This window comes from Phyllobacterium chamaecytisi, assembly GCF_020164455.1.
Classification (GTDB): Bacteria; Pseudomonadota; Alphaproteobacteria; order Rhizobiales; family Rhizobiaceae; genus Phyllobacterium; species Phyllobacterium chamaecytisi.
Window position 1 is genome coordinate 70,812 of sequence record NZ_JAIQWW010000024.1, and the last position, 23,001, is coordinate 93,812.

The 23,001-nt window shown below is 55.8% G+C and carries 21 protein-coding genes and 1 pseudogene; 19 read left to right on the forward strand and 3 right to left on the reverse strand.

Annotated elements, in window-relative coordinates:
* Positions 1–274: 274 nt before the first annotated feature.
* The 16 genes and pseudogenes from LB462_RS27120 (at position 275) to LB462_RS27195 (ending at position 12,857) form a co-directional block, all read left to right on the forward strand.
* The gene (locus tag LB462_RS27120; protein WP_224514498.1) at positions 275–526 is read left to right on the forward strand and encodes a hypothetical protein; all 252 of its coding nucleotides are present in this window, start codon (positions 275–277) and stop codon (positions 524–526) included.
* A gap of 100 nt (positions 527–626) precedes the next feature.
* On the forward strand, positions 627–2,282 hold the full coding sequence (ccoN, locus tag LB462_RS27125; RefSeq protein WP_224514568.1) for a cytochrome-c oxidase, cbb3-type subunit I: 1,656 nt from the start codon (positions 627–629) through the stop codon (positions 2,280–2,282).
* 3 nt (positions 2,283–2,285) lie between these two features.
* A complete protein-coding gene (gene ccoO / locus LB462_RS27130) occupies positions 2,286–3,017 on the forward strand; it encodes a cytochrome-c oxidase, cbb3-type subunit II (protein ID WP_224514500.1) in 732 nt (243 codons plus the stop codon).
* 1 nt (position 3,018) lies between these two features.
* Positions 3,019–3,192 carry a cbb3-type cytochrome c oxidase subunit 3 gene (locus tag LB462_RS27135; protein WP_224514502.1) on the forward strand — a complete coding sequence of 58 codons (174 nt, stop codon included), beginning with the start codon at positions 3,019–3,021 and terminating at the stop codon, positions 3,190–3,192.
* Positions 3,183–4,088: a cytochrome-c oxidase, cbb3-type subunit III gene (gene ccoP, locus LB462_RS27140; RefSeq protein ID WP_224514503.1), complete on the forward strand. Its 906-nt coding sequence runs from the start codon at positions 3,183–3,185 to the stop codon at positions 4,086–4,088. The genes LB462_RS27135 and ccoP overlap by 10 nt, the downstream gene beginning before the upstream one ends.
* On the forward strand, positions 4,085–4,273 hold the full coding sequence (locus LB462_RS27145) for a hypothetical protein (protein WP_224514505.1): 189 nt from the start codon (positions 4,085–4,087) through the stop codon (positions 4,271–4,273). Before ccoP ends, LB462_RS27145 begins: the two co-directional genes overlap by 4 nt.
* A gap of 41 nt (positions 4,274–4,314) precedes the next feature.
* A complete protein-coding gene (locus tag LB462_RS27150; protein WP_224514507.1) occupies positions 4,315–5,103 on the forward strand; it encodes a DUF2189 domain-containing protein in 789 nt (262 codons plus the stop codon).
* Between the two features lie 4 nt (positions 5,104–5,107).
* Positions 5,108–7,381, forward strand: coding sequence for a cation-translocating P-type ATPase (locus LB462_RS27155; protein ID WP_224514508.1), 2,274 nt, complete (start codon positions 5,108–5,110; stop codon positions 7,379–7,381).
* The gene (ccoS, locus tag LB462_RS27160; RefSeq protein WP_224514517.1) at positions 7,378–7,527 is read left to right on the forward strand and encodes a cbb3-type cytochrome oxidase assembly protein CcoS; all 150 of its coding nucleotides are present in this window, start codon (positions 7,378–7,380) and stop codon (positions 7,525–7,527) included. Before LB462_RS27155 ends, ccoS begins: the two co-directional genes overlap by 4 nt.
* A 287-nt stretch (positions 7,528–7,814) precedes the next feature.
* Positions 7,815–8,150, forward strand: coding sequence for an SPW repeat protein (locus LB462_RS31655; protein ID WP_444359186.1), 336 nt, complete (start codon positions 7,815–7,817; stop codon positions 8,148–8,150).
* Between the two features lie 248 nt (positions 8,151–8,398).
* A complete protein-coding gene (locus tag LB462_RS27170; RefSeq protein ID WP_224514572.1) occupies positions 8,399–9,916 on the forward strand; it encodes a PAS domain-containing sensor histidine kinase in 1,518 nt (505 codons plus the stop codon).
* Positions 9,906–10,526, forward strand: a complete 621-nt coding sequence (fixJ, locus tag LB462_RS27175; RefSeq protein ID WP_255627905.1) for a response regulator FixJ — start codon at positions 9,906–9,908, stop codon at positions 10,524–10,526. Before LB462_RS27170 ends, fixJ begins: the two co-directional genes overlap by 11 nt.
* A 125-nt stretch (positions 10,527–10,651) precedes the next feature.
* Positions 10,652–11,017: a response regulator transcription factor gene (locus LB462_RS27180; RefSeq protein ID WP_224514519.1), complete on the forward strand. Its 366-nt coding sequence runs from the start codon at positions 10,652–10,654 to the stop codon at positions 11,015–11,017.
* A gap of 80 nt (positions 11,018–11,097) precedes the next feature.
* Complete coding sequence (locus LB462_RS27185; RefSeq protein WP_224514522.1) at positions 11,098–11,751, forward strand: helix-turn-helix domain-containing protein; 654 nt, start codon at positions 11,098–11,100, stop codon at positions 11,749–11,751.
* A 33-nt stretch (positions 11,752–11,784) separates the two neighbouring features.
* Positions 11,785–12,519 (forward strand): annotated as a pseudogene (locus tag LB462_RS27190) (YoaK family protein); the annotation flags it as partial.
* A gap of 83 nt (positions 12,520–12,602) precedes the next feature.
* Positions 12,603–12,857 (forward strand): hypothetical protein, encoded by a 255-nt coding sequence (locus LB462_RS27195; RefSeq protein WP_224514524.1) that lies wholly within the window; start codon positions 12,603–12,605, stop codon positions 12,855–12,857.
* 6 nt (positions 12,858–12,863) lie between these two features.
* Here LB462_RS27195 and LB462_RS27200 read toward each other — a convergent pair whose 3' ends face one another.
* Positions 12,864–14,636 (reverse strand): SLC13 family permease, encoded by a 1,773-nt coding sequence (locus LB462_RS27200; protein WP_224514526.1) that lies wholly within the window; start codon positions 14,634–14,636, stop codon positions 12,864–12,866.
* A 366-nt stretch (positions 14,637–15,002) separates the two neighbouring features.
* Between LB462_RS27200 and LB462_RS27205 the strand changes: the two genes are divergently transcribed.
* Entirely contained in the window at positions 15,003–15,725 is a 723-nt protein-coding gene (locus LB462_RS27205; RefSeq protein WP_224514528.1) for a DUF2270 domain-containing protein, read from the forward strand.
* 324 nt (positions 15,726–16,049) lie between these two features.
* Complete coding sequence (locus tag LB462_RS27210; RefSeq protein WP_370637317.1) at positions 16,050–17,303, forward strand: GGDEF domain-containing protein; 1,254 nt, start codon at positions 16,050–16,052, stop codon at positions 17,301–17,303.
* A 400-nt stretch (positions 17,304–17,703) separates the two neighbouring features.
* Here LB462_RS27210 and LB462_RS27215 read toward each other — a convergent pair whose 3' ends face one another.
* Both LB462_RS27215 and LB462_RS27220 read right to left on the reverse strand, forming a co-directional pair.
* Positions 17,704–18,942, reverse strand: coding sequence for an adenylate/guanylate cyclase domain-containing protein (locus LB462_RS27215; protein ID WP_224514576.1), 1,239 nt, complete (start codon positions 18,940–18,942; stop codon positions 17,704–17,706).
* A gap of 174 nt (positions 18,943–19,116) precedes the next feature.
* A complete protein-coding gene (locus tag LB462_RS27220; RefSeq protein ID WP_224514532.1) occupies positions 19,117–19,371 on the reverse strand; it encodes a hypothetical protein in 255 nt (84 codons plus the stop codon).
* Positions 19,372–20,390: 1,019 nt separating this feature from the next.
* Here LB462_RS27220 and LB462_RS27225 point away from each other — a divergent pair.
* The gene (locus LB462_RS27225; RefSeq protein ID WP_224514542.1) at positions 20,391–22,238 is read left to right on the forward strand and encodes a putative bifunctional diguanylate cyclase/phosphodiesterase; all 1,848 of its coding nucleotides are present in this window, start codon (positions 20,391–20,393) and stop codon (positions 22,236–22,238) included.
* The last annotated feature ends 763 nt before the right edge of the window (positions 22,239–23,001 follow it).

Consider the following 23,001-nt stretch of genomic DNA (forward strand, 5'->3'; position numbering starts at 1 on the left):
TGCTCTTTCTGGCGCTGATCTGGACGATTGTAAGAAGCACCAAGGCGCAACAATGGGCTTCTTCATACTTGTCGCACTTGCCGCCTCTCCCTTCCTTCATTGGGGCTATTCCCAGGGAGAAGTCTCGCAGGCTGAAGTCCGCGAAGCTGAAGAGATCAAGGCGATCCCGACGATCCCGCCGGATTCTGGCCTCCCGTGCTGGTGGTGGATTCCCAAGCGAGTGTCCGCCCGGCATGGGCGGTCCCTCAGCATGTTATCTGGAAAGAGACCTATCTTGAAGAATTTAGACAGTTGGACAGATCAGAACGCCAATCCTTCCACCCCTCCCGCCGTCGTTGCCGGCGTGCCTGAAACCTATTTGCTCTTGAAGCGCCGCCGATTTGAGCCGGGGGCTAAACAGGACGTCGTGACCGTTCCGGCTCTTGGTTTGTCCCTGGAGAATGCGCGTGAGGCCTCGGCGGCCGACAACAATATAAGGCCGGGCGGCTTTGACATGGATCAAAGAAGAGATTTGGCAGCACGCTAAGTTGCTCTCGACGGATTCTACGTAGGACGCACGCGGATTGGACTAATCACAGCCAAACCAATCAATGCGACGGCTTTCATGATCGGGGGCAATCGAAGTGATTTCACAATTGACTGGCAATGAGCGTGTACTGGCAGCGCTTACGTTCCTCATCCTGCTTTGTGTTGGCGTAACGATGGCCGCAGCGGGGCGCGATGATCTTATCGGGACGCACGGCTGGGTCATCGCAGTCAGCGCAATCGCAGGTGCTGTGGCGCTGCTGCGCGCCTACGACGCCCCTGAGCCATCCCCGGCGCGCCTGTCTGAGTATTATGATGAACCCAGCAAGGTCGGCATCATCCTGACGTTGGTCTGGGGAGTGATCGGTATGCTCGTCGGCGTGTGGATTGCGGCCCTTCTGGCTTGGCCGGAACTGACTATTGACGCCGCGTGGGCAAGCTTCGGCCGTCTGCGCCCGGTCCACACCAGTGGCGTGATTTTCGGTTTCGGCGGCAACGCCCTCATCGCCACATCATTTCATGTTCTGCAAAGAACAACCCGCGCACGCCTGCCGGATCAGTTCAGTCCATGGTTTGTGCTGCTCGGCTATAACCTGTTCTGTGTGCTGGCCGCGAGCGGCTATCTCATGGGCATCACCCAGTCAAAGGAATATGCCGAGCCGGAATGGTATGCGGACATCTGGCTGGTCATGGTCTGGGTCGTCTATTTCTCAATCTACATTCGCACCCTTCTGCGCCGCAAAGAACCGCATATCTACGTGGCCAATTGGTACTATATGGCCTTCATCCTGGTCGTCGCCCTCCTGCACATCATCAACAACCTCGCGGTTCCCATCTCCTTCGGACACGCCAAAAGCTATTCGCTGTTCTCCGGCGTTCAGGATGCAATGACGCAGTGGTGGTACGGCCACAACGCCGTGGCCTTCTTCCTGACGGCGGGTTTCCTTGGGATGATGTACTACTACCTCCCGAAGCGGGCGGGCCGTCCGATCTATTCTTACAGAACTTCGATCATCAGCTTCTGGGGTATCACCTTCATGTATATGTGGGCGGGTTCGCACCACCTCCACTACACGGCCCTCCCCCACTGGGTTCAGAGCCTTGGCATGGCGTTCTCGGTTGTCCTGCTCGTTCCGTCCTGGGCCTCTGCCGGAAATGCGCTGCTGACGCTCAACGGAGCCTGGCACAAGGTGCGCGACGATGCCGTCCTTCGTTTCATGATGCTGGCTGCGATCTTCTACGGCCTCGCCACGTTCGAAGGCTCCTTCATGGCAATCCGCGCCGTCAACTCCCTATCCCATTATACCGACTGGACCATCGGCCACGTCCATGCCGGCGCTTTAGGTTGGGTTGCTATGATCACCTACGGCTCGCTCTATGCTCTTACCCCCTGGTTATGGAAGCGCCCCGCACTTTATTCGGCGAAGCTGGTCGAATGGCACTTCTGGCTCGCCCTGTCCGGAACGGTTGTCTATGTCTTCGCGATGTGGAACTCCGGCGTGATCCAAGGTCTGATGTGGCGGACCTACAACGACAGCGGCACCTTAAGCTATTCCTTTGTCGACTCGCTTGTCGCCATGCACCCCTACTACATCGCGCGCGCATTCGGTGGTCTGCTGTTCCTGGCTGGCGCGGTGATTGCTCTTTACAACATCGTCATGACGATCCGGTCGCCTGTACCTGTCGCATCCGAATCCGCTACCGACATTCCCTTGGGCCTGCAGCCCGCGACACCAATCGCTCAGGCCGGAGAATAGAACATGTTCAATTTTCACTATCGGCTTGAACGCAATGCGATCGGCTTTGTCCTTGCCATTATTGTCGTCGCCAGCATCGGCGGCTTCATCGAAATCGCCCCGTTGTTCACGATCGACGACACCGTCGAAAAAGCGCCTGACATGCGCGTCTACACGCCGCTCGAGATTGCCGGCCGCAACATCTACATCCGGGAAGGTTGTTATGCCTGCCATTCCCAGATGATCCGCACGTTGCGCGACGAGGTGGAGAGATACGGTCCGTATTCACTGGCGGTAGAGTCGAAATATGATCATCCCATGCTGTGGGGCTCGAAGCGAACGGGGCCAGATCTCGCCCGCGTCGGTGGAAAATATTCCAACGACTGGATGACTGCACACCTCAACAACCCGCGTGACGTGGTTCCGGAGTCCAACATGCCTGCCTATCGCTGGCTGCTGCGCAACCAGTTGGAGACGGGTGACCTTGGCGAACACCTCTCTGCATTGCGGGCGGTGGGCGTGCCTTACACCGATGACATGATCGCCAACGCGCCGAAGGACGCCGTCGGCCAAGCCAACCCGGACACCGATTTGGCCACTGGCGTCATCGAGCGATATGGCGAGAAGACGGATGTGAGCCTGTTTGACGGCAACCAGGGCTCCGTCACCGAAATGGATGCGCTGGTGGCCTACCTTCAGGTGCTTGGACATCTGACAGACGCCGCCCATACCACGCCGCAAAACGAGGTGGAGTGAAATGACCATCGATCACGAGATGCTGACGGGTTTTTCCAAATCATTCGGACTGTTCTACCTGATCGCCATGTCGATCGGTGTGCTCGTCTACACCTACTGGCCATCGAACAAGAAGCCTTTTGAACATGCCGCGAAAGCGGTGGTATCCGACGAAGAGGATAAGCCATGTCTGTAGGCGAACGTGATCCATTCACTGGCCATCAAACGACCGGGCATGAATGGAATGGCATCAAGGAACTGAACACACCAGTTCCGAGACCTGTGTACTTTTTTCTCGTTACTATGGGCGTCTTCGCGCTGGGCTGGACCCTTCTGATGCCGAGTTGGCCGTATGGGACCGGGTATTTCAAAGGGCTGCTCGGCGTTGACCAGAAGCAGGCGGTCGCCAAATCGATCGAAGAAGCCACTGCAGAACGTGCGAACTGGATGACCCGGATCGAAAAGGAAGGTCTCGCACAGATCCAGTCCGACGCCGACCTAATGCGCACTATCCGCGAGGACGGGCGCACGCTCTTCGGCGACAACTGTGCGGCCTGCCATGGGGCGAACGCAAGAGGCAACAAGGGCTTCCCCAACATCGCAGATTCATCCATGTTATGGGGCGACGATCCCCAAACAGTGTTGCAGACTGTGACAGTCGGCATCAATGGTGCCCATCCCAACACACGGGTTTCCCAAATGCTTGCCTTTGGCCGCGATGGGATGTTGACGCAGGAACAGGTTTCGCTGCTGGCTGGCTATGTGACGTCGCTTTCCGACCCCGCCATGGTCACCGACAAAAACAAGGAAGATATTGCGAAGGGAAAAGACCTCTTCGTCACCAATTGTATCGCCTGCCACGGCAAAGACGCCAAAGGCTTGGTCGAGAGCGGTGCTCCCAACCTTACCGACCAATATTGGATTTACGGAGGAAGCCGCGGCGACATCTACCAGACCATCTTTTCCGGTCGCCAGGGCCACATGCCGAGCTGGGGTGCACGTCTCACGCCTGCGCAGATCAAGATCATCACGCTTTATCTTCTCGATTTAAGGAAAAACCAAGCCGAGACGACGGCGGGAGGCGCGTCATGAACGTCATCATCGCACAGCCAAAGCGCTGGATATTTCTCGTCGTTGCTTTGGGATTGAGCGTGGTCATCCTGGCGAACATTCATCTGGTTTACGTTGCATTTCAGTCGCGTCCCGACTGCGTCGACCACCTGAAGGTCAAAAGCCAGCAGGACGGCACGTACCGCGCAGCGGATTCAGCATGTTGAGTAAAGTCCGCTCCGCCAAGCGACACAGGGAAAGGCTTCCGATGAGAATCCCAGAAACTGTTCCGCCTCTTCCAAAGGCCGTCGACCGCAACAGACATCTTTCACCCAGCGAAGCGTTCACCTGGTTTGCGCAAGGCTGGCACGATCTGTGGACGGTCCCGTTTCCCAGTCTTGTCTATGGCGCTGGCGTAGCCATCATTTCGCTCGCCATCGCAGCGGGGATTCTCTTCTACAGGCTGGATTTTGCGCTCTTTCCGGCGCTGGCGGGCTTCCTCGTCGTCGGCCCAGCGCTTGCCACAGGCCTCTATGTCAAAAGCCGACGCCTGGCCAAGGGGTCGCCCGTCACGCTGGCCGCAATGCTTATTCCCGAGCGCGGCACCAGTCAGCACGTCCTGTTCGTCGGTGCCGTGCTGTTGGGTCTGATGCTGCTGTGGATGCGCGCCGCCGTGCTTCTCTATGCGCTGTTCTTTGGTTGGAAGCCATTTCCGGGCATGGATCATATCCTCCCCATGATGCTCGGCACGCCGATCGGTGTGGCGATGCTGGTGGTCGGCGTCGTCATCGGCGGCCTTTTCGCCGCGTTCGCCTTTGCCATCAGTGTCTTCTCCATCCCCATGGTGCTGGACAAGAAATTCGACGCCTTTACTGCCATGGGAACGAGCATGTCGATCGTCTGGAACAATCTGCCAGTCATGCTGCTGTGGGGCGCAATTGTGCTGAGCCTTACCATGATCGCCTTGCTCTCGGGAATGATCGGCTTCGTCATTATTTTCCCGTTGCTCGGTCATGCGACCTGGCATGCATACGTAACGATGCGGGACCCCGATTAGCGATATGACCTGCTGTACGCCCGCAACCGTAATCGTCTCCGCCGATGCCTTTCGCCCGTCAACCCCGTCGGCCGCAGAATTCAGACTGGCAAGCCGGAGCATCGGCGACGGCATCCTGCAGACGGAAATCTCCGTCCCGTCGATCCACTGCGGCGGCTGCATCAACAAAATCGAGCGGGGACTGGCAAAGCTTGACGGTGTGCAGAACGTGCGGGTCAATCTGTCGAGCAAACGTTTGGCGCTGCGCTGGGCGGACCGGGGAATTCCTCCCGACGCGATCGGCGCGCTTAAGCAGCTCGGCTATGATGGGCATCTCTTCGATCCCACCGAAGCCGCCAAGCCTGATGGCGAACTTCCAGCGATGCTCAGCGCTCTGGCGGTTGCCGCATTTGCGTCCATGAACATCATGTCGTTGTCAGTCTCCGTCTGGGCGGGTGCGGAAGGTTCCACGCGAAACATCCTTCATTGGATTTGTGCCAGCATAGCCCTGCCCGCGCTTATCTATTCCGGACGGGTGTTCTATCGATCCGCCTGGCGCGCGCTCAGGCACGGGCAAACCAATATGGACGTGCCGATTTCCATCGGCATCGCCGCGGCCTTCGCGCTCAGCCTCTACGACACCTATCACGGCTACGAGCACGCCTATTTCGATGCCGCAACGTCTTTGGTGTTTTTCCTGTTGATCGGGCGTACGCTGGATTACGTGATGCGCGAGCGGACGCGCACGGCGGTGAAGGGGCTCGCACAACTGTCGCCTCGGGGTGCGTTGACGATCGGAGCCGACGGTGAATATGAATATCTCCCGTTGAGACAGATCCGGCCGGGCACGCGTCTGTTGATCACCGCCGGCGAGCGCGTTCCTGTCGATTGCGAAGTTGAGCGCGGTATCTCCGATATAGACTTCTCTCTCGTCACTGGCGAAAGCGCGCCACGCCAAGTTGAATCGGGTGCAGCCCTGCAGGCCGGAACATTGAATATCACCGGATCGCTGGTAGTTGTTGCCACAGCTGTTGCCGAAGATTCATTTCTCGCCGAAATGATACGGCTGATGGAAGCCGCCGAATCCGGCAAGTCGGTTTATCGGCGTATTGCCGACCGTGCTTCGCGTCTTTACGCGCCGGCGGTTCACTTGACGTCGCTCCTCAGCTTCGCGGGCTGGATGATTTTTCAAGGCGACGTGCATCAGGCCACGACAGTCGCCATTGCTGTTTTGATCATCACCTGCCCTTGCGCGCTCGGTCTTGCGGTGCCGATGGTCCAGGTCATGGCTGCGCGCCGGCTCTTCGAAAGCAGGATCATGGTCAAAGACGGATCGGCTATGGAACGCCTCGATGAGATTGACACCGTCGTCTTCGACAAGACGGGGACACTCACGCTGGGGCAAATGCAGGTCACGAATATCGACGAGATTGACCGCAGGACACTCTCCATGGCTGCGGAGCTTGCTTCCCATTCACGTCATCCGAGTGCACAGGCAATTCACGCGGCCGCGCCACACGCAGCGGACCATTCCGGGTTTCATTTTGACCAGGTACAGGAATTTCCCGGCCTCGGATTGGAAGGCATTTCTCAAGGCAAGGTCTATCGGCTCGGGCGAGCGGCGTTCGCCCGTAAGGACGATGGCGGGCAAATTCCGGCCGAAACGGTATTTTCGTGCGATGGGCGAAAGTTGTCGTCGTTCGTTTTCTCCGACAGGCTCCGACCGGGAGTGTTTTCCCTTGTTGAGAAATTACGCCAGGCCGGAATTGCGGTGGAGATATTATCCGGCGACAGCGAACCCGCGGTGCGTGAAACTGCCGATCAGCTCGGCATTCCGAACTACACGTCAGGCATCCTGCCGGGCGGGAAGCTTGAACGGATAAATATGCTGACAAAGCAGGGCCGGAAGGTCCTGATGGTCGGTGACGGCTTAAATGACGCGCCCGCTCTCATGGCAGCGCATGTAGCCATGGCTCCGGCAACCGCCGCCGACGTTGGTCGCAACAATGCCGACTTCGTCTTTCTTCAAGAGAGCCTCGAGACGGTGTTCCTTGCCTACCGGGTATCACGGGATGCCGGGAAACTGATCCGGCAGAACTTCGTCATCGCCATCGGCTACAATGTCGTGGCGCTTCCTGTCGCAATTCTCGGTCACGCAACTCCCTTTGTCGCGGCGATTGCCATGTCCCTGTCATCCATAGTGGTTGTGGCCAACGCGCTCAGGCTCAAGGGCGAGCCAATGCTGGGAACGACAAAGCCGTTGGGCTTCAAGGTGCCGCTGGGGGGACTGGTAAAATGAGCGACTTCTTTTACTTGATCCCCATTTCCCTTGCGCTCGGTCTCGCAGGACTGGTTCTGTTTCTGTGGTCCCTGAAGAACGGGCAGTACGAAGACTTGGACGGCGCCTCCGAGCGCATTTTATATGACGACGATATGCCTTCCTAGTAGCGACCAGATATCACGGGTAGGTGCATGTGGCGTGAAATCTGCCTGTGTCGCCAGCAGTCCAGGGCCGCCAGTTAAGATACATACGAAGTGAGCGCCGGGGATGGCGCGCAGTGGCCACTGATCCGTCGATATGCCCGACGAGTGGGTATCCAGTTCGAATTGATCCAAGGCAATGTGATGAATTTCAACATCCCTAATCTGATCGCAATACACTGGCGCTCTAAGGAGAACTGTCGAAGGAGCAGATTCCGCTGGCAAGATTGCTGCTTGGCCATCATTGGTTTGTGGCCGATTATCTCCCTTTTGTCCTTGGTTCCGACTTGCCATACCCCGGCAAACCAAACTGGATCTCATGGAATTTCATGATAAGCGGTACGGCCGTGTTTACGGTCAGCATAATCACGGTAATCAATGATCGCTTGTGGCAAAAGTGGGCTCAGATCATTGTCGGACTCTGGCTCTCAGCCTCTCCGTGGGTTCTTGCATTCGCAGGAATATTCTCGACCCGTGTCAACGCTTGGACAGCCGGCATCGCCATTGCGGCATTGGCTCTTTTGTTGATTTCCAATGAACACGAGCCGTTTGGTACAACACGAAGACGGGCTCGATATCGGCGGTAACTCGGTTCTGCCAAGAAAACCGCTTCTTCGGCGAAGCGTTTTCAGCACTGACTGGCACTCCATTTCTCCTTAAAATACGACGGGGAAGCCAACAGGCAGGTCCGCGTAGTTTGCACACGAAGTAGTCTGGATAAACGGTCGTCGCCCAACTGACAGGTGATGTTTGTGATTGAAACCTTTGAATTTTTATTGCTGTGTGTTGGCAGACAATTTTGAACACGAACTCCATCAGGAACCGCGACACAGCCATGCCCGCACGTGACATACCCGGCGTCCGGGGACGGTTCCTGCAAGCCGCTCTCTCCTCACGTTTTGAGGGGATGAAAGGTTATGTCCTGGCGGCTGCAGCAGTCCTGGCCGCCTTGCTATTCCGATTGGCGCTGCAGGATCTTCTTCAGGATCGCGCGGTTTTCATTCTGTTCATTCCCTCAATTCTCATAGCCTCTATCGCCGGAGGAATTGGACCGGGGTTGGCGGCCGTCTTCTTCTCCTTGATCTCGTCGCTTTACGTAGGGGGAGCGCAGTTCAATCACTCCCAAAACGTGGTGGAGTTTGGCATTCTTATTGTTATCGGCCTGGTGATCGCCTGGATGGGCGGGCTGCTTCATCACGCGCGGCGGGTCACCGACAAGACGGTGAGCGACCTTGACGCTCGCGAAGCGCATCTCCGGTCGATTCTGGACACAGTACTCGATGCAACGGTCGTCATTGAAAAGGATGGAACAATCAGGTCCTTCAACGCGGCAGCCGTTAGGCAGTTCGGCTACACCGAGGCCGAGGTCGTTGGCCGGAATGTCCGGATCTTGATGCCGGAACCTTACCAGCGGGAGCACGATGGTTACATAAGCAGGTATTTGAAAACTGGCGAAAAGCGCATCATCGGCATTGATCGCGTCGTCGTCGGCAAACGCAAGGATGGTTCGACCTTTCCGATGAAACTTGCAGTCGGAGAGATAAAGACCGGAGACAAGGTCTTCTTCACCGGATTTATTCGGGACCTAACGGAGCGCGAAGAATCCGCCGCGCGGCTGCATGAAATTCAGGGCGAGCTGGCGCGGCTCGCGCGACTTAACGAACTGGGGGAAATGGCTTCGACGCTGGCCCATGAACTCAACCAGCCGCTGTCTGCCATAGCCAACTATGCCCAGGGGTGCACACGACTGTTGCGCGACATGGATGATGCCCTCGCGTCGAAAATGCGCGAGGCTTTGGAAGAGACATCGAGGCAAGCCCTGCGTGCGGGCCAAATTATCAGGCATCTAAGGGAATTCGTAACACGCGGCGAAACCGACAAGACACAAGAGGACATCCGCAAGCTGGTCGAGGAAGCTGGCGCTCTGGCGCTCGTTGGGTCGCGTGAACGCGGTATCAGGTCCGTATTCGAGTTTGGCCTTAACGCCAAGTTCGTCATGGTTGACGGCGTGCAAATCCAACAGGTCTTGATCAACCTGATGCGCAATGCCATGGAAGCGATGCGAGACAGTGAAAAACGTGAACTGCTTGTGCAAACGAGTTTGGACGAGAATGGGTGGGTCGTGGTCGACGTTGCCGATACGGGACCTGGCATTCCCGACGAGATCGCCGCGCAGCTGTTCAAGCCCTTCATGACCACCAAACCTGGCGGCATGGGAGTCGGTTTGTCGATTTCCAAGCGGATTGTCGAGTCACATGGTGGCAGCATAACGGTAAAGAAGAACGGGAGCGGGGGTACCACATTCCGCTTCACGCTTCCGGCAATTGAGGATAGGCACCCAAATGGCGATTGACGACTACACTGTCCACATTGTGGACGATGAAGAGGCGGTCAGAAAGTCTCTCGCGTTCTTGCTGACCATGTGCGGCTTCACCGTTCGCGTGCACGCGTCGGCAACAGGATTCCTTGCGACCGCACCGACAATCCGCAATGGCTGCCTGGTTACAGATTTGCGCATGCCAGACATGAGTGGCGTCGAATTGTTGCGCAACTTGAAAACGGCCGACCTTCGTATTCCCTCTATCGTTATAACGGGGCATGGAGACGTGCCGATGGCTGTGGAAGCCATGAAGGCCGGGGCTTTGGACTTCATAGAAAAGCCATTCGAAGACGAAGTCTTGATTGAAGCGGTAAAGCGGGCGGCGGCACAATTGACGGACATCGCCGATGAACTGGATGACGCTTCGGCCATCCAGGCACGGTTGGAGGCGTTGACCGACCGCGAAAGGCAAGTCCTTTCAGGCGTGGTGGCAGGTCTTGCCAACAAAACCATCGCCTATGATCTGACTATCAGTCCACGTACGGTTGAAGTCCATCGGGCCAACGTAATGGCAAAAATGAAAGCGAGGAGCTTGCCGGAACTCGTGCGAATGGCGCTCAGTGTAAAGTTCGATATCGATTGACTCACAATACGGTCAATCCACTGATTTGACCTAGCGCAATGCGCACCCCTCGAAAACACAGTCAAGCTATTTGGGCCGTCGTTGCCGGCCACCGATCGTCCGGTCATGTTTAGAAGGAATGCCCCTTGCCGAATTCATTCCAGGTTCTTGTTGTTGCGCCGGACTATGGGTTGCGACGGTCGCTTGAGTTTGCGCTCGAGGTTGAAGGCTTTGCGGTCCTGTCGTTCGACAATGTGAACGCAGCCCTCGCATCGCCGAGCACCGCCGCGGGCGGTTGCATCGTCGTAGACGAAGAAGCACTTTTGAACGACCCACGAGCAATGACCGCGGTGCGAGGGTTCCACAAGCCCATCTTACTGCTGGTGGACCGCTCTCGATCCACGCCTGATGTGCTCGGCGTCAGGGTGCTTCGAAAGCCCCTCTTGGGCAACGCGTTAATAACAGCCATTAGATTGACCGACCAATTTGCCGGCACAGGTCAACCTACGTAGAAACGCGTAGGTACATAAACGAATTTCGCAGCATGATGCTATCAGCCAGTGTTGTCCCATCAAATCGAATGGAGATCGTCATGCTGGCCTACACCACTGTCCAAATGTCACCGCGGCTCGGATCAGATGGCATCGATCAACCCGTTCCGTTGCCGTTCGGTCAAGCTCATCCGCAACAGATTTTGTTCTTTGCTCCGGGCTCCGAGATTTACGCCCAGGGCGAAAAGGCGGGCAACATCTACCAGGTCGAGTTTGGTGCTGTCCGCGTCTATCGGTTACTCGCCGACGGTCGCAGGCAAATCAGCGCATTTTATCTATCCGGCGAAGTCTTCGGTCTCGAAGCCGATGCAAACCACCATTTCTTTGCCGAAGCGATACCGGGCACAAGCCTCAGGTCATTTCCGCGCTCGAAGTTCGGCGACATCTACCAGGAACTGTTCTCACTGACATTGCGCAGTCTTACGCGTGCACAGGAGCATTTGCTCGTTCTCGGACGTCAGACGGCAGCGGAGCGCGTGGCTGCTTTCCTCCTCGACCTGGCGGAACGTCAGGGTGGATTGGAACAGGTGGAGCTTCCTATGTCACGCATGGACATAGGCGATTATCTGGGTCTCACCATCGAAACTGTGTCCCGGGTATTTTCAAAGTTGAAAGACAAGGGAATCATCGCCCTCCCAACGCTGCGAAGCGCCGAGATCAAAAAGTGGAACGCGCTACAGGCAATGAGCGAGTAGCTTCAATCATTCATCCTTAAAGTTCGCGGCCAAATCATGAGAAATTATCTACGACGGCTGACGGGACGGGTGAGAAGCGACCCTGCCGACCGCCACTTGGCCTATATTTTGACATTCGTCGCGGGTGCGGCGAATGCCGGAGGTTTTCTGGCAGTACAACAATATACCTCACACATGTCGGGCATCGTGTCATCGATGGCCGACAGCTTTGCGTTGGGCGATGTCAAATTTGCACTCTCCGGACTGGCCGCGTTTGGCTCGTTCGTCGCAGGCGCGGCCGTTTCGGCTATCCTCGTCAATTGGGGCCGGCGGAAATCACTGCAAAGCGAATACGCTTTTCCGATCATGATCGAGGCCTTTCTGCTGCTTTGCTTTGGCCTGATGGGCAGCAACCTCTCCCGGCGTGAATGGCTTTTTGTTCCCGCGACCGTCATGCTCCTATGCTTCATCATGGGCCTGCAAAACGCCGTGATCACCAAACTTTCCAACGCTCGAATTCGGACGACCCACGTTACGGGGATGACGACAGATATGGGAATTGAACTGGGGAAGCTTTTCTATTGGAATATAGCGCGTGACGACACTGCCAGACCCATGGTCCGCGCGGACCGAGCGAGACTGAAGGTGCACACGTCGCTGGTATTCCTGTTCTTTGCCGGGGGCATCGTTGGCGCAGTGGGGTTCAGATTTGCCGGCTTTGGAGCAACGATATTTCTAGCCCTCATCCTGCTGGTCGCTGCGGCTATGCCGTTCTTCGACGATGTGAAAACAACGCTGAGTAAAGCTTTAGCGCGGTGAATGTCGTGTCCATCTCGGTTTAACCCGGATCAATGCGCTTCAGGATTTTTTGCTTGGGGAAGAAGCGCGGCACTTCCCGCTGCTCTACTGGCGCGGCGATCATTCTGGCGCCTGATGCCAGCGGCGCACTCAACGTTGTTTCGATCACATCACGTCTGCGGTTTGACGATCTCGAAGCAATCGTCGATGCCGCTACCGAGGGCTCTCTCTCACTGGAAACTGCCATCATTAAAGATGACGAAAAAAGCTTGGATCACCAGTTCCAGAGCCGAGGCATCAATCGTGTTCAATGGTATCGATCCTTATGATGTCCTTCAATGAAGCGGCCAGAACACCAGCAATGCCGGTACTGCCGTCAGCACGATGATCACCGAAAGTGGCAAGCCTACTCGAGGATAGTCGCTGAACCTGTAGCCGCCCGGGCCCAAAACCAGCGTGTTGCACTGGTGGCCGATGGGTGTCAGGAAATCGCAACCGGCACCAATGGCAACGGCCATTAAAAAGGCCTCCGGTCTAAAGCCGAGGCTGTCAGCAAAACTCGTGGCAATTGGCGCCATCACCAGCACCGTTGCCGCATTGTTCAGGAACGGGGTGACGGCCATCGCGGCCACCAGGATAAGTGTCAATGCCCCGAAGGAGGGCAGTTGATAGGCTACTTGGGTCAGCCATTGCGCGATTAGGTCGGTCCCACCCGACGTCCGCAAAGCGTCACTTACAGGTATGAGGGCTGCAAGCATCATCAGTATCGGACCATCGATTGCTGTATAAACCTCGGCAAGGGGAATTGCACGGAACAGCACCATCGCGACTGCACTGGCAAAGAAGGCAATCGACACCGGCAGCAGACCGAACGCTGTCGTTCCGATCGCCGCAAGCAGAATGACGAGGGGAATAATCCCGCGCCTGACGCTGCCCAGCATGATGGTCCTTTTTGCCAGTGGCAGGCAGCCGAACTCACGCAGGAATGTGGGCAGTACACTGCTCTGCCCCTGCAGCACGACGACGTCCCCGAACCGGAAGGTGATCTCGCCCAAGCGCTCCTTGATCCTTTCACCATGCCGGCTGACGGCAAGCAGATTGACGTTGTATCGATCGAACAGGGCAAGGCGCTGCGCCGACATATCGATCAGCGGTGAGTGTTCGCCGATGACCGCTTCAATTGCCTCGATTTCCGCCGCGCTCTCGATATCCAAAGGTGACCGGTCACGCGACAGTCTCAACTTTCCAGCCGTCACGATGGCGTCGAGGGCATGCGGGTTGCCCTCAAGTACCAGAACGTCGCCTTCCGCCAGTACAGAATCGGGGAGAGGTGTGACCCGATGATCAGCGCGCACGATGGACGTTACCATTGCCGCACCTTCGGCCGGCTTTATCAGATCTGTCACCGTCATGCCCACAGTTGACGACCCCTTCGCTACGGCGGCCTCGGAGACGTAATTGCGAATCTCGATCGCCTCGTCCACAGAAACCGTTTCGCGCGTCCGCTCCGGAACCAGCCGGTAAAACAGCACCAAATAGATGATGCCGGTGGCGGCAAGTGTTGCGCCGACAGGGGTAAAATCGAACATGGAGAAGCTCTGACCAACCATGTCTGCGCGCACGCGCGAGACCACGATGTTCGGCGAGGTACCGATCTGCGTCATCAGGCCGCCAATAAGGGCGCCAAATGCCATGGGCATTAGGAACACCGAAGCCGACACGTTCGATCGTCGCGCGAACTGATAGGCAATAGGGATCATGATTGCCAGCGCACCGATATTTTTCACGAACGCCGACAACACGGTGACAATGATCACCAGTATGGCGAGCTGCGCCCTGACGGACGACACCTGTGGCACGAAACGTTGCACCGCCGCTTCCATCAGCCCGGAACGCGCCACTCCGGCGCTGACAACGAGTGCACTGCCGACGATGATAACAATTTCGTCGCTGAAGCCGCTAAACGCCACCTTAATGGGGACGACTCCAACCGCGACCGCCACGAGGAGGGAACACATCGCCACTATATCATAGCGGACCCGGCCCCAAACGAATGCGGCCATCATCAGGCCAATTACCGTGAAGGCCAGGAATTGTTGCGTTGTCATGAAGCCTCCCGTTTTTCACGCAATCCCGATAAAGCAGGATCGTTCCCTCCTCAATAAGTTTCCACGGCGTACATAAATGTCTAAGCGGCAGCAATGAGATCGGGAAGACGTTTTAGGACGACTGTCGATTTGCACCATGTCAATGTGCGGGCAACCTTGGTTGGTATGCATCGACCTCAGGACGACCTGATAACGCGGTGGTTGCCAAGATATCGGCTTCAACAACCTTCAAAATATCGAACGAGCGTTTTGCCACTCCAAGTTCTCTTGACTCTCTTCAACCTCCGGAACGAAACTAGAACGCGAAGCCAATATTGGCGAATTCCGTTGATTAAATACGGGGGAGGATCTTGCTGGGAGGTGGATATGAACGAAGCTCCAGAACAACTGCCGGTCAGCGACACTGCGGCTGGGTGGTCAATCCCGCCGTTCCCAGCCACATCAGCCGAGTACATCACGGTGTTGGCGCATTATCACCGCGCCGAGATGGGCCGCATGGCGGGATGGCGCGACCGGATCGACCGGACAACCAACTGGGCCATTACCGGCGTTGCGGCCATGCTGTCACTGTCGTTGTCATCGCCGACGTCTCATCATGGCGTCCTTCTGTTCGCCATGGTTCTGGTGCAACTTCTGCTGATCATCGAGGCGCGACGCTATCGGTTTTTCGACGTCTATCGCGGACGAGTACGCCGATTGGAGAAACACTATTTTGCTCAGGTCTTTGCACCCCTGCCGGAGTTGGATAGCGACTGGGCGCGCCTGCTTGGTCAAGATTTGCGCAAGCCGCAATTCCTGATCTCCATCCGAGCGGCGATGTCGCGGCGGCTGCGCCGTAATTATTTATGGATGTTCCTTGTCCTGCTTCTGGCTTGGATATTGAAAATCTCGACGCCTAAATTGCAGGATGACGGGGTGGCGCTGGATGTTGCGCGATCACTCCATGAGATCGTCGCAAACGCAGCATTCGGACCGTTACCGGGCTGGGCCATATTGCTCGGGGTAACTGCCTTCTACTGCTGGCTCGCCTACGCCGCCCTGCTCGCCGGCGACTCTGACAAGAAGGAGCACGGCGAGGTACATGTCTGATGGAGGGAAAGCAGAGCGCACTTGATGTTGCAAAGATCGAGGCCTCATCCAGACAAAATGAAACCGGAACTCATCTGGAACATCGCGAAGGGTGTTAACTACTCATGGCAGACGCGTCTTCCGACGGGGAACAAGGTGCGCTGACACGAGGACGACTTTCAGAGAAACTAAATTGGCGCATCACTTTCCTTGTTGGCCTTATCCACTTGGTTCGCCACGCCATACGCGCACAACCGCTTTGAGATACAGCTCAACTAGGCCAGTCCCATCTTCGGCGTTTCTCATCATCTTTGCCATCAACAAAATTTCCTATAAATGTCTCGCATGGATATCCAGGAGAAACCAGATTCGGCTGCCCTTATTCGGGTCGACATACAAAATGATCCTTTGATTATGGCTGAAGTCGAGCGGCTTTTGGGCGGCCGTACCCGCGACATCCGTCTAAAGGGCAAAATCAGCCGCGTGTTTCGGGACCGCATCTGGTCACAAACTGCCAAAATTATCCGCGCCTGGATGATATGGGTGGCCCTGCTGGACGTGTTGACGCTGGCGCTCAACCTGCTCATGCTTCCACGAGACGTGGCGCTGTCCATGCTCTTGCCTGGCTCATTTCTCCCGCCAGTCGCACTGGGCGTCGCCTTTGTCTGGCGCAAACCTCGCGCGCACTGGCTGCAGGCGGCCGTTTTGATAGTGGGCATATTTCTTATCCTCCTATCCATTGCATTGGTGGGCAGGAGCGCGGGAGGAGAATTCTACGAACGGCATCTGAATATTATGCTGTTCGTGGCGATCACAGCGATCATCATCTTCGCAATTCCGCTTTCTTCTACGATAACGATCGCGGGTTTTGCGCTTGGCCTTTATCTTGTTTTTCAGCTGCAGAATCCAAACCTCGAAATTGCGAGCAGTCTGGATGCCACGTTGTTTTTTGCAATCGGTATCATCGCGACGATTGTCGCACGACGGACGATGACCATCCTGGCCCAGAAGACTTTTCTTCTTGAGCTTAGAGACAAGCGGCGGGTCAACCAACTCGCAGACGCCAATGCCCGGCTTGAGCATCTTGCAAGGACTGATCCCTTAACCGGAATTGCCAACCGACGCTGGATGATGGAAACGCTTGACCAGCTCTGGAGCCGCAGCAGGAAATACAGTGGGCAGGTCGCAATGCTGATGTGCGACATCGATGACTTCAAGAACCTTAATGATCGGCTCGGTCATGCCGAGGGCGATCGATGTCTTATCAAGGTGGCCGGTATTATCCAAAGCCACATGCGACGAGAGAGGGATCATGTCGCTCGCTACGGGGGTGAGGAATTTCTTGTCGTTCTTCCGGAGATGGAGGAGCGAGAAGCCTCTGCGCTGGCTGAACGTATTCGAGAGAGCATCGAGGCTGCCGCCCTTTCAAATCCTTCCAGCAGCATCTCCAATTGCGTCACGCTCAGCATCGGCGTTGCAGTTCAGGCACTTGGCGACAGCATCTCGCCGGAACAGCTTCAGCGCCGGGCAGATATGGCGCTTTATCGTGCCAAACAGACCGGTCGCAACCGAGTGGAACTCCACAGACCGGGTGACTGACTTTCGTACAAACGCCAGTGCCGAGCCCATGAAAATCATTCACCGTCTTGAGCCCCAGCGGAGGTGAAGGCGTCAGTGTTGTCTGCCGTTCAGGCTCCTCATTCGATTCGCTGCGTCGCTCCGGTACGTTCTGCTGATACAGGCGGTGCTCGGTGGGCCCGGTCTACTGAACATCCTGAGCCTGCCTAAAAGTATCAAGATCGGCTAAGCGACCTTGCGACCGCATCCAGCCGGAGCTGTTCCGCGCTCATACGCAAGAGCTTTTCGACTGGGTCAGCAACGGTTCGCTGAACTTGAAGATCGGTGGCGTCTATGCGCTTGCTGAAGCGGCTCGGGCGCCTATCGACATGGAAAGCCGCGCCACAATGGCAAGCGGCTGTCGATTCGACTTCGTCGCCTCCTAAGCTTCAATATTTTCTGTTTGGTCAGCGGGAATTCCAAATACACCGATTGGTCTTTCAAGGCCTTTAAGCGTATAGGACCCCAAGCTCTTCACTTGGTTTTTAACCCCGGCCAACTTCACGAAAGCCTCCGAGAGCAGAACGGAATGTCCTATCTGCTTGGTAAGACTCTCGAGGCGTGACGCAATGTTAACAGCTGGCCCAATGACAGTGAAGTCAAGCCGTGATCGCGAGCCGATATTGCCGTACATGACATCGCCTGCGTGGACACCGATGCCGTATGCCAGCGGTTCGCGCCCCGCTGCAGAATGCTCTTTATTCAATGCGGTGACCGCTGTCTGCGCTTCTCTGATCGCCTGGAGAAGATCGGCGCATGCTGTGGACTTGCTAAGTGGGAAAATCGCCAGAAGTCCGTCGCCCATGAATTTGAGAATTTCCCCGCCATGCTTCTCAATAGGCGCGGACATCGCGTCAAAATAGCCATTTAGAAGCTCGATCACGTCGTCGCGTGGCCAGGCGTCCGATATGGCAGTGAAATTGCGTAGATCGCAGATCAAAATCGCTGCTCCCACGGTCGATCCGCTGCCACGGCTGGTAGCGCCGGCGAGTATCTGTTCGCTCGCGTGTGGTCCAACATAGGTTTCTAACAACGTGCGCGCCAAACGGTTCTTGAGTCTGATCTCACTGACGAGAGCCAGCGCAGGCAGAACGTCAGCAAACAAGACCAAGTGATCCTGGCTGAATCCTTGCGGCTTGTCGCTGACGAAGCTGACTACGTGCCGCTTGTCCTGAGTGTGGATCAGCGGCCACGCAACATAATCCGTAAGGCCTTCGTTACTTAGCTGCCGCCAGAGTGGATACCGCGATGCGGCCTGGGTACCGTCATCGATACGTTGCCGCAACTCGCTTGCCCCCATTCTGATCTCATATACCGGACTTTCAAGATATTCTGCAGTCTCTTCAACACCGTGTTCAAATGTGTCGATTTTCGCCTCCGTGATCCCCCTATGCCACAGGATTCGGGCACCGAACCATTGGGGATGCTGGATAGCAAAGTGGAGCGTTGCCCGGCCAAGGGGGACGCCTGAATCGAGTAGCCTCTCGCACATCTCTACAAAGATGTTGTCAATGAAACGTTCGTTCTGGGTATCCATCATCAGCCAGTCGAGAACTTTTCTCCTTTTCGCCGGCCAGGCGCCGCTATCATCCGGCGATGCCAAATTTACTAAAGGCTGCATGACACACGCTCCATTGATCTGAGTCTGAAAGGAAAAACTTGTGTGTTTAATCACATCAAAAGTTCGGACTACATGTGGCTCCTCCAAGATTAGATTATAAGATGCTGACAGTGACAATGCGCAGAAAATGCCAAAGCCTGTGATCGCGTCGCTGGAGTTGGTCTGATACTTTTTTTACTTAGAAAGAAGCGCTGTTTCGCACATGCGAACTGGAAGACTGTTCGCCCAGTTGGCAACGTAATCATAAAGACTGCGCGTCGCATGATCGTAGGAAACACCGGTTTGCTCCGAGCAAGGTTTGCATGGCGCCCCGTGAACCGCGCCTTCGATGACGACGAAATCCTTGTCTTTGCTGGCCGACAGAGCGAAGATCGTCTCGCCGTCCTCGATGAAGTAATGCCCGCCCAGCGCCATAACCAGCATCGGCACGCTGATCGACTGGACGGCGCACAGTGTTGAATTGTTGCTGGAGCAGATATCGATGTCGTTTAGCGCGTCGTTCGATTTGTTCTTCTATATGGAACCTGGGTCCGCATCTAGAAACGTATTTTCGTCTTGGACATCTGTCAACACGCGGTGCCACGCACTATTGTGTTATTTGGCGATTTGATGGTTTACCGGTCTGACTGGAGTGGCCAGCGTGTTGCGTGAGAACTTTCAAGGTAAGCGGCTTTCTGTTGACTCTGTGCGTGCCAAAAATTCGACAATCGATGATCAGCAAAGGTGTTTAGCTTTGAATGTCAGCCTCGGGCCAGAAGGACGTCGGCCATATTATCCCCGTGAATTCATTGAGTGAGCAAACTGGAGAACGCCTCCTCTCGCCAAGTCAGGCAATCTTCCGCCGTATGTGGCTGGCGCTTAGCCATACCGCCGATACGAGGAAATGGAAGGCGCCGCGGCCAGAGGACGCCAGTTTTCGAGGTGAAGGCGCTGGATCGAACGAAGTCCATGCGGATCCACGATGAAACCGAAGGTCACAGCCGGACGGCCTGATCTCGACTTCCGTGGCTTCGGGCTGACAAGTGGTCGAACTGGCGAACCTTCTTGAGGACGAAACTCGCACCTGGTGATTTCGACGAATTCGATACGTGCCGTCGTTAAAGTAGCACCCGAATGCGGCAGCCGCTTCGCACGCAGATGCCGGCTATTGTTGCGATCGAACCATGAGCGTTGCGGAATCCGTGGCTGATCGGGACGTCAGGGTACTGAGTAAATTCCCCATGCCTGAACGTGACAGATCACGACTCGTCACTGGATACATGCGCTTTAACGCTAATAGGTGACAATGCCTTTGGAACAGTTCTTGTCCGCGTGCGCTTCTTCATTGCAAACCAACTTGATGGGCGACTGAAGTTAAGTGAACAATAACCGTCTGCTCATGTTATCTTTACGGATAAGACGTAGTATTGCATGACCGGTGCGAAAATCCCTTTAATGTGGAAATCTGTATGAAGCCTGGCGTCAGTGATCTCCTGCTCCATATTCAGAATGAAATTCTGGAAGCTGTGACCTCGGGTGATCCATTGCGCGACATCGCCGATTTGCTGTGTCGTAGGATCGAGAATCTGGTTCCAACCATCGTATGTTCAGTGCTCACAGTAGACCCGGACCAAAAGCTTCACCCGCTGGCCGGACCAAGCCTGCCTGACGCCTACTCTGAGGCGCTCGACGGGATCGAAGCCGGCCCCGCAGTCGGGTCGTGCGGAACGGCAGCCTACCTGGGCGAAGCCGTGATCGTTTCAGATATAAAATCCGACCCGCTCTGGGCCGATTTCAAGGCTCTGGCCCTGCCACTTGGATTTCGAGCCTGCTGGTCCACTCCTATCAAGTCGCGCGATGGACGCGTGGTGGGTACATTTGCTTTCTATTACAAAACAGTCCGGACTCCTGATGAACTGGAGAGGCGAATCGTTCAGACCTGTGTTCATCTGTGCGCAATTGCCATTGAGCATGAAGAGGTGCAGGCGCGCGACTATAAGCTCGCATACTTTGACGCGCTGACCGGGCTGTCCAATCGAACCCGCTTTGATGAAATGCTCTGCACGCGGATTCATGACAGATCCGATTTCGGGCTTCTACTGGTAGATATCGATCACTTGAAATCTGTCAATGATACCATGGGACACCTGGTCGGAGACTTCCTGATCCGAAGTGTGGCTAACATGATTGGCGAGGGCCGACCGAGGGAGACAGCATTCCGGCTGGGCGGGGACGAATTTGCAGTAATCATTGATGGTGTCACAACTGCAGACGATCTGACTGCCGCCGCTCAAGACGTTCTCCACAGAACCAGCGGTGCCGTAACTGTTGGATTGGACACACTTTTTCCCAGCGTCACGCTCGGCGGCGCCCTGTTCGGAGCCGATGGCGTTGAAGCAAATACGTTGCGGCAGAATGCGGATTTTGCGCTTTACCATGCCAAGGAGACAAATAGGGGAGGCTACGTTCAATTTCGTCCCGAGCTTCGCACGTCGATTGTCGACCGTATCCGTGCCATCCGCAATGTCGACGCTGCGTTGGTCGAGGGCCGCATAACGGCATATTACCAACCAATTGCGCAGCTGGCGTCATCAGAAATTGTGGGCCTGGAAGCTTTGGTACGCATGACTGATCTACAAGGCGCCGTGTCCCCTGCGGGCGATTTTGCTGCTGCGTTCTCCGATACCAAGATAGCCTCGCGTGTTACTGAGAGAATGTTGCACCAAGTTGCATCTGATATTCGCGAATGGTTGGACCTTGGAATACCGGTGGAGCACGTTGGCATTAATGTGACGACCGGGGACTTTCAATACGGAAATCTCCAGGCGAAGATCGAGGCATGCTTTGAGAAGCAAAATGTCCCGCTCAAGCACATTGTACTGGAGGTTAGCGAGTCTGTATTCATGGGCGGCAGCGACCAGTTCGTGGCAAAAGCGGTAAAGCGGCTCCGCGATAAAGGACTGCTTGTTGCACTTGATGATTTCGGCACGGGGTACGCTTCCCTTACTCATCTGATAAGCTTTCCGGTTGATGTCATCAAAATCGATCGGTCCTTCGTGGGGGCTTTGGCCAATGGAAAAGCAGGTTCAGTCATTGTCGCAGCTATCATGGACATGGCGAACCGGTTAGACATGCGGGTGATTGCAGAGGGTATCGAAACTATTGACCAGGAGCGGCAGCTGAGCGAGCTCGGTTGCCAGTTTGGTCAGGGATATCTTTTCGGCAAACCGGTCTCGGCGGCAGACATCCGGGAACTCTTGCTGGAGCAGCATCGTAGAGCGCATACGCGATCCAGCAGCTACCCATTCTGGCTTTAGCGCAGAAATTGTACAATGCGTCAGGCAACAGCAACCGTTCGTTTGAAAATGCCGATAATGGCGGATTTTCGACCGTTTTTGATTGGTTCCTCAAAGTCTACAATGTCTCTAAGCGTGCCAGCGACGCTTCCTTGACGAGCGAAGTCGTCTTGAAAGTTCCTATTGTCCAGGTTCCGCGGGCTGTAGTAGACTTCGCCACATGAAAAATCACAGTCTTCATCATCCGGCCCGTGGAAATACTAAAAGTAGTTGGACGCTTACCAGTAAGCGCGGCGAAAGAATAAGTGCTGTCGAAGGTATGAAACTCACGCCACGGATGTCAACGGTGTTGGCTGAGTCTCGAGGTAAGACCGGCGACGAGCGTCGTACATTGGTCAAAGAGCTGGCAAAACAAAGCGCAAATAGTGGTCTACACCGCCGAATCCGACCCGCTCTGCTATCCGGGCATAATGGTCCTGCGCAACAAACTTAGTTTACAGAATCAGGACGATTTAGACGAAGCGGAGCTGGCACTGTTCCTAATCCGTGCGGACGAAGAGTTTCCGTACCGCGGGCTCGATTACCCGCGCTATATGGCACTCCACACCATCTGTTTCAGGACGTCTATGAATGGGCAGGTCAACCGCAACCGTTGGCGGACTCAATCATGGATATCATTTCGTCCACCCAGTAAGCATACATGGTGAGACCGTTGCTTCTTTATAGGGAGGGGCTGGCCACCCAGTTGGGGGTGTTTGCAGGAAACTCGTAACGAAACTTGACA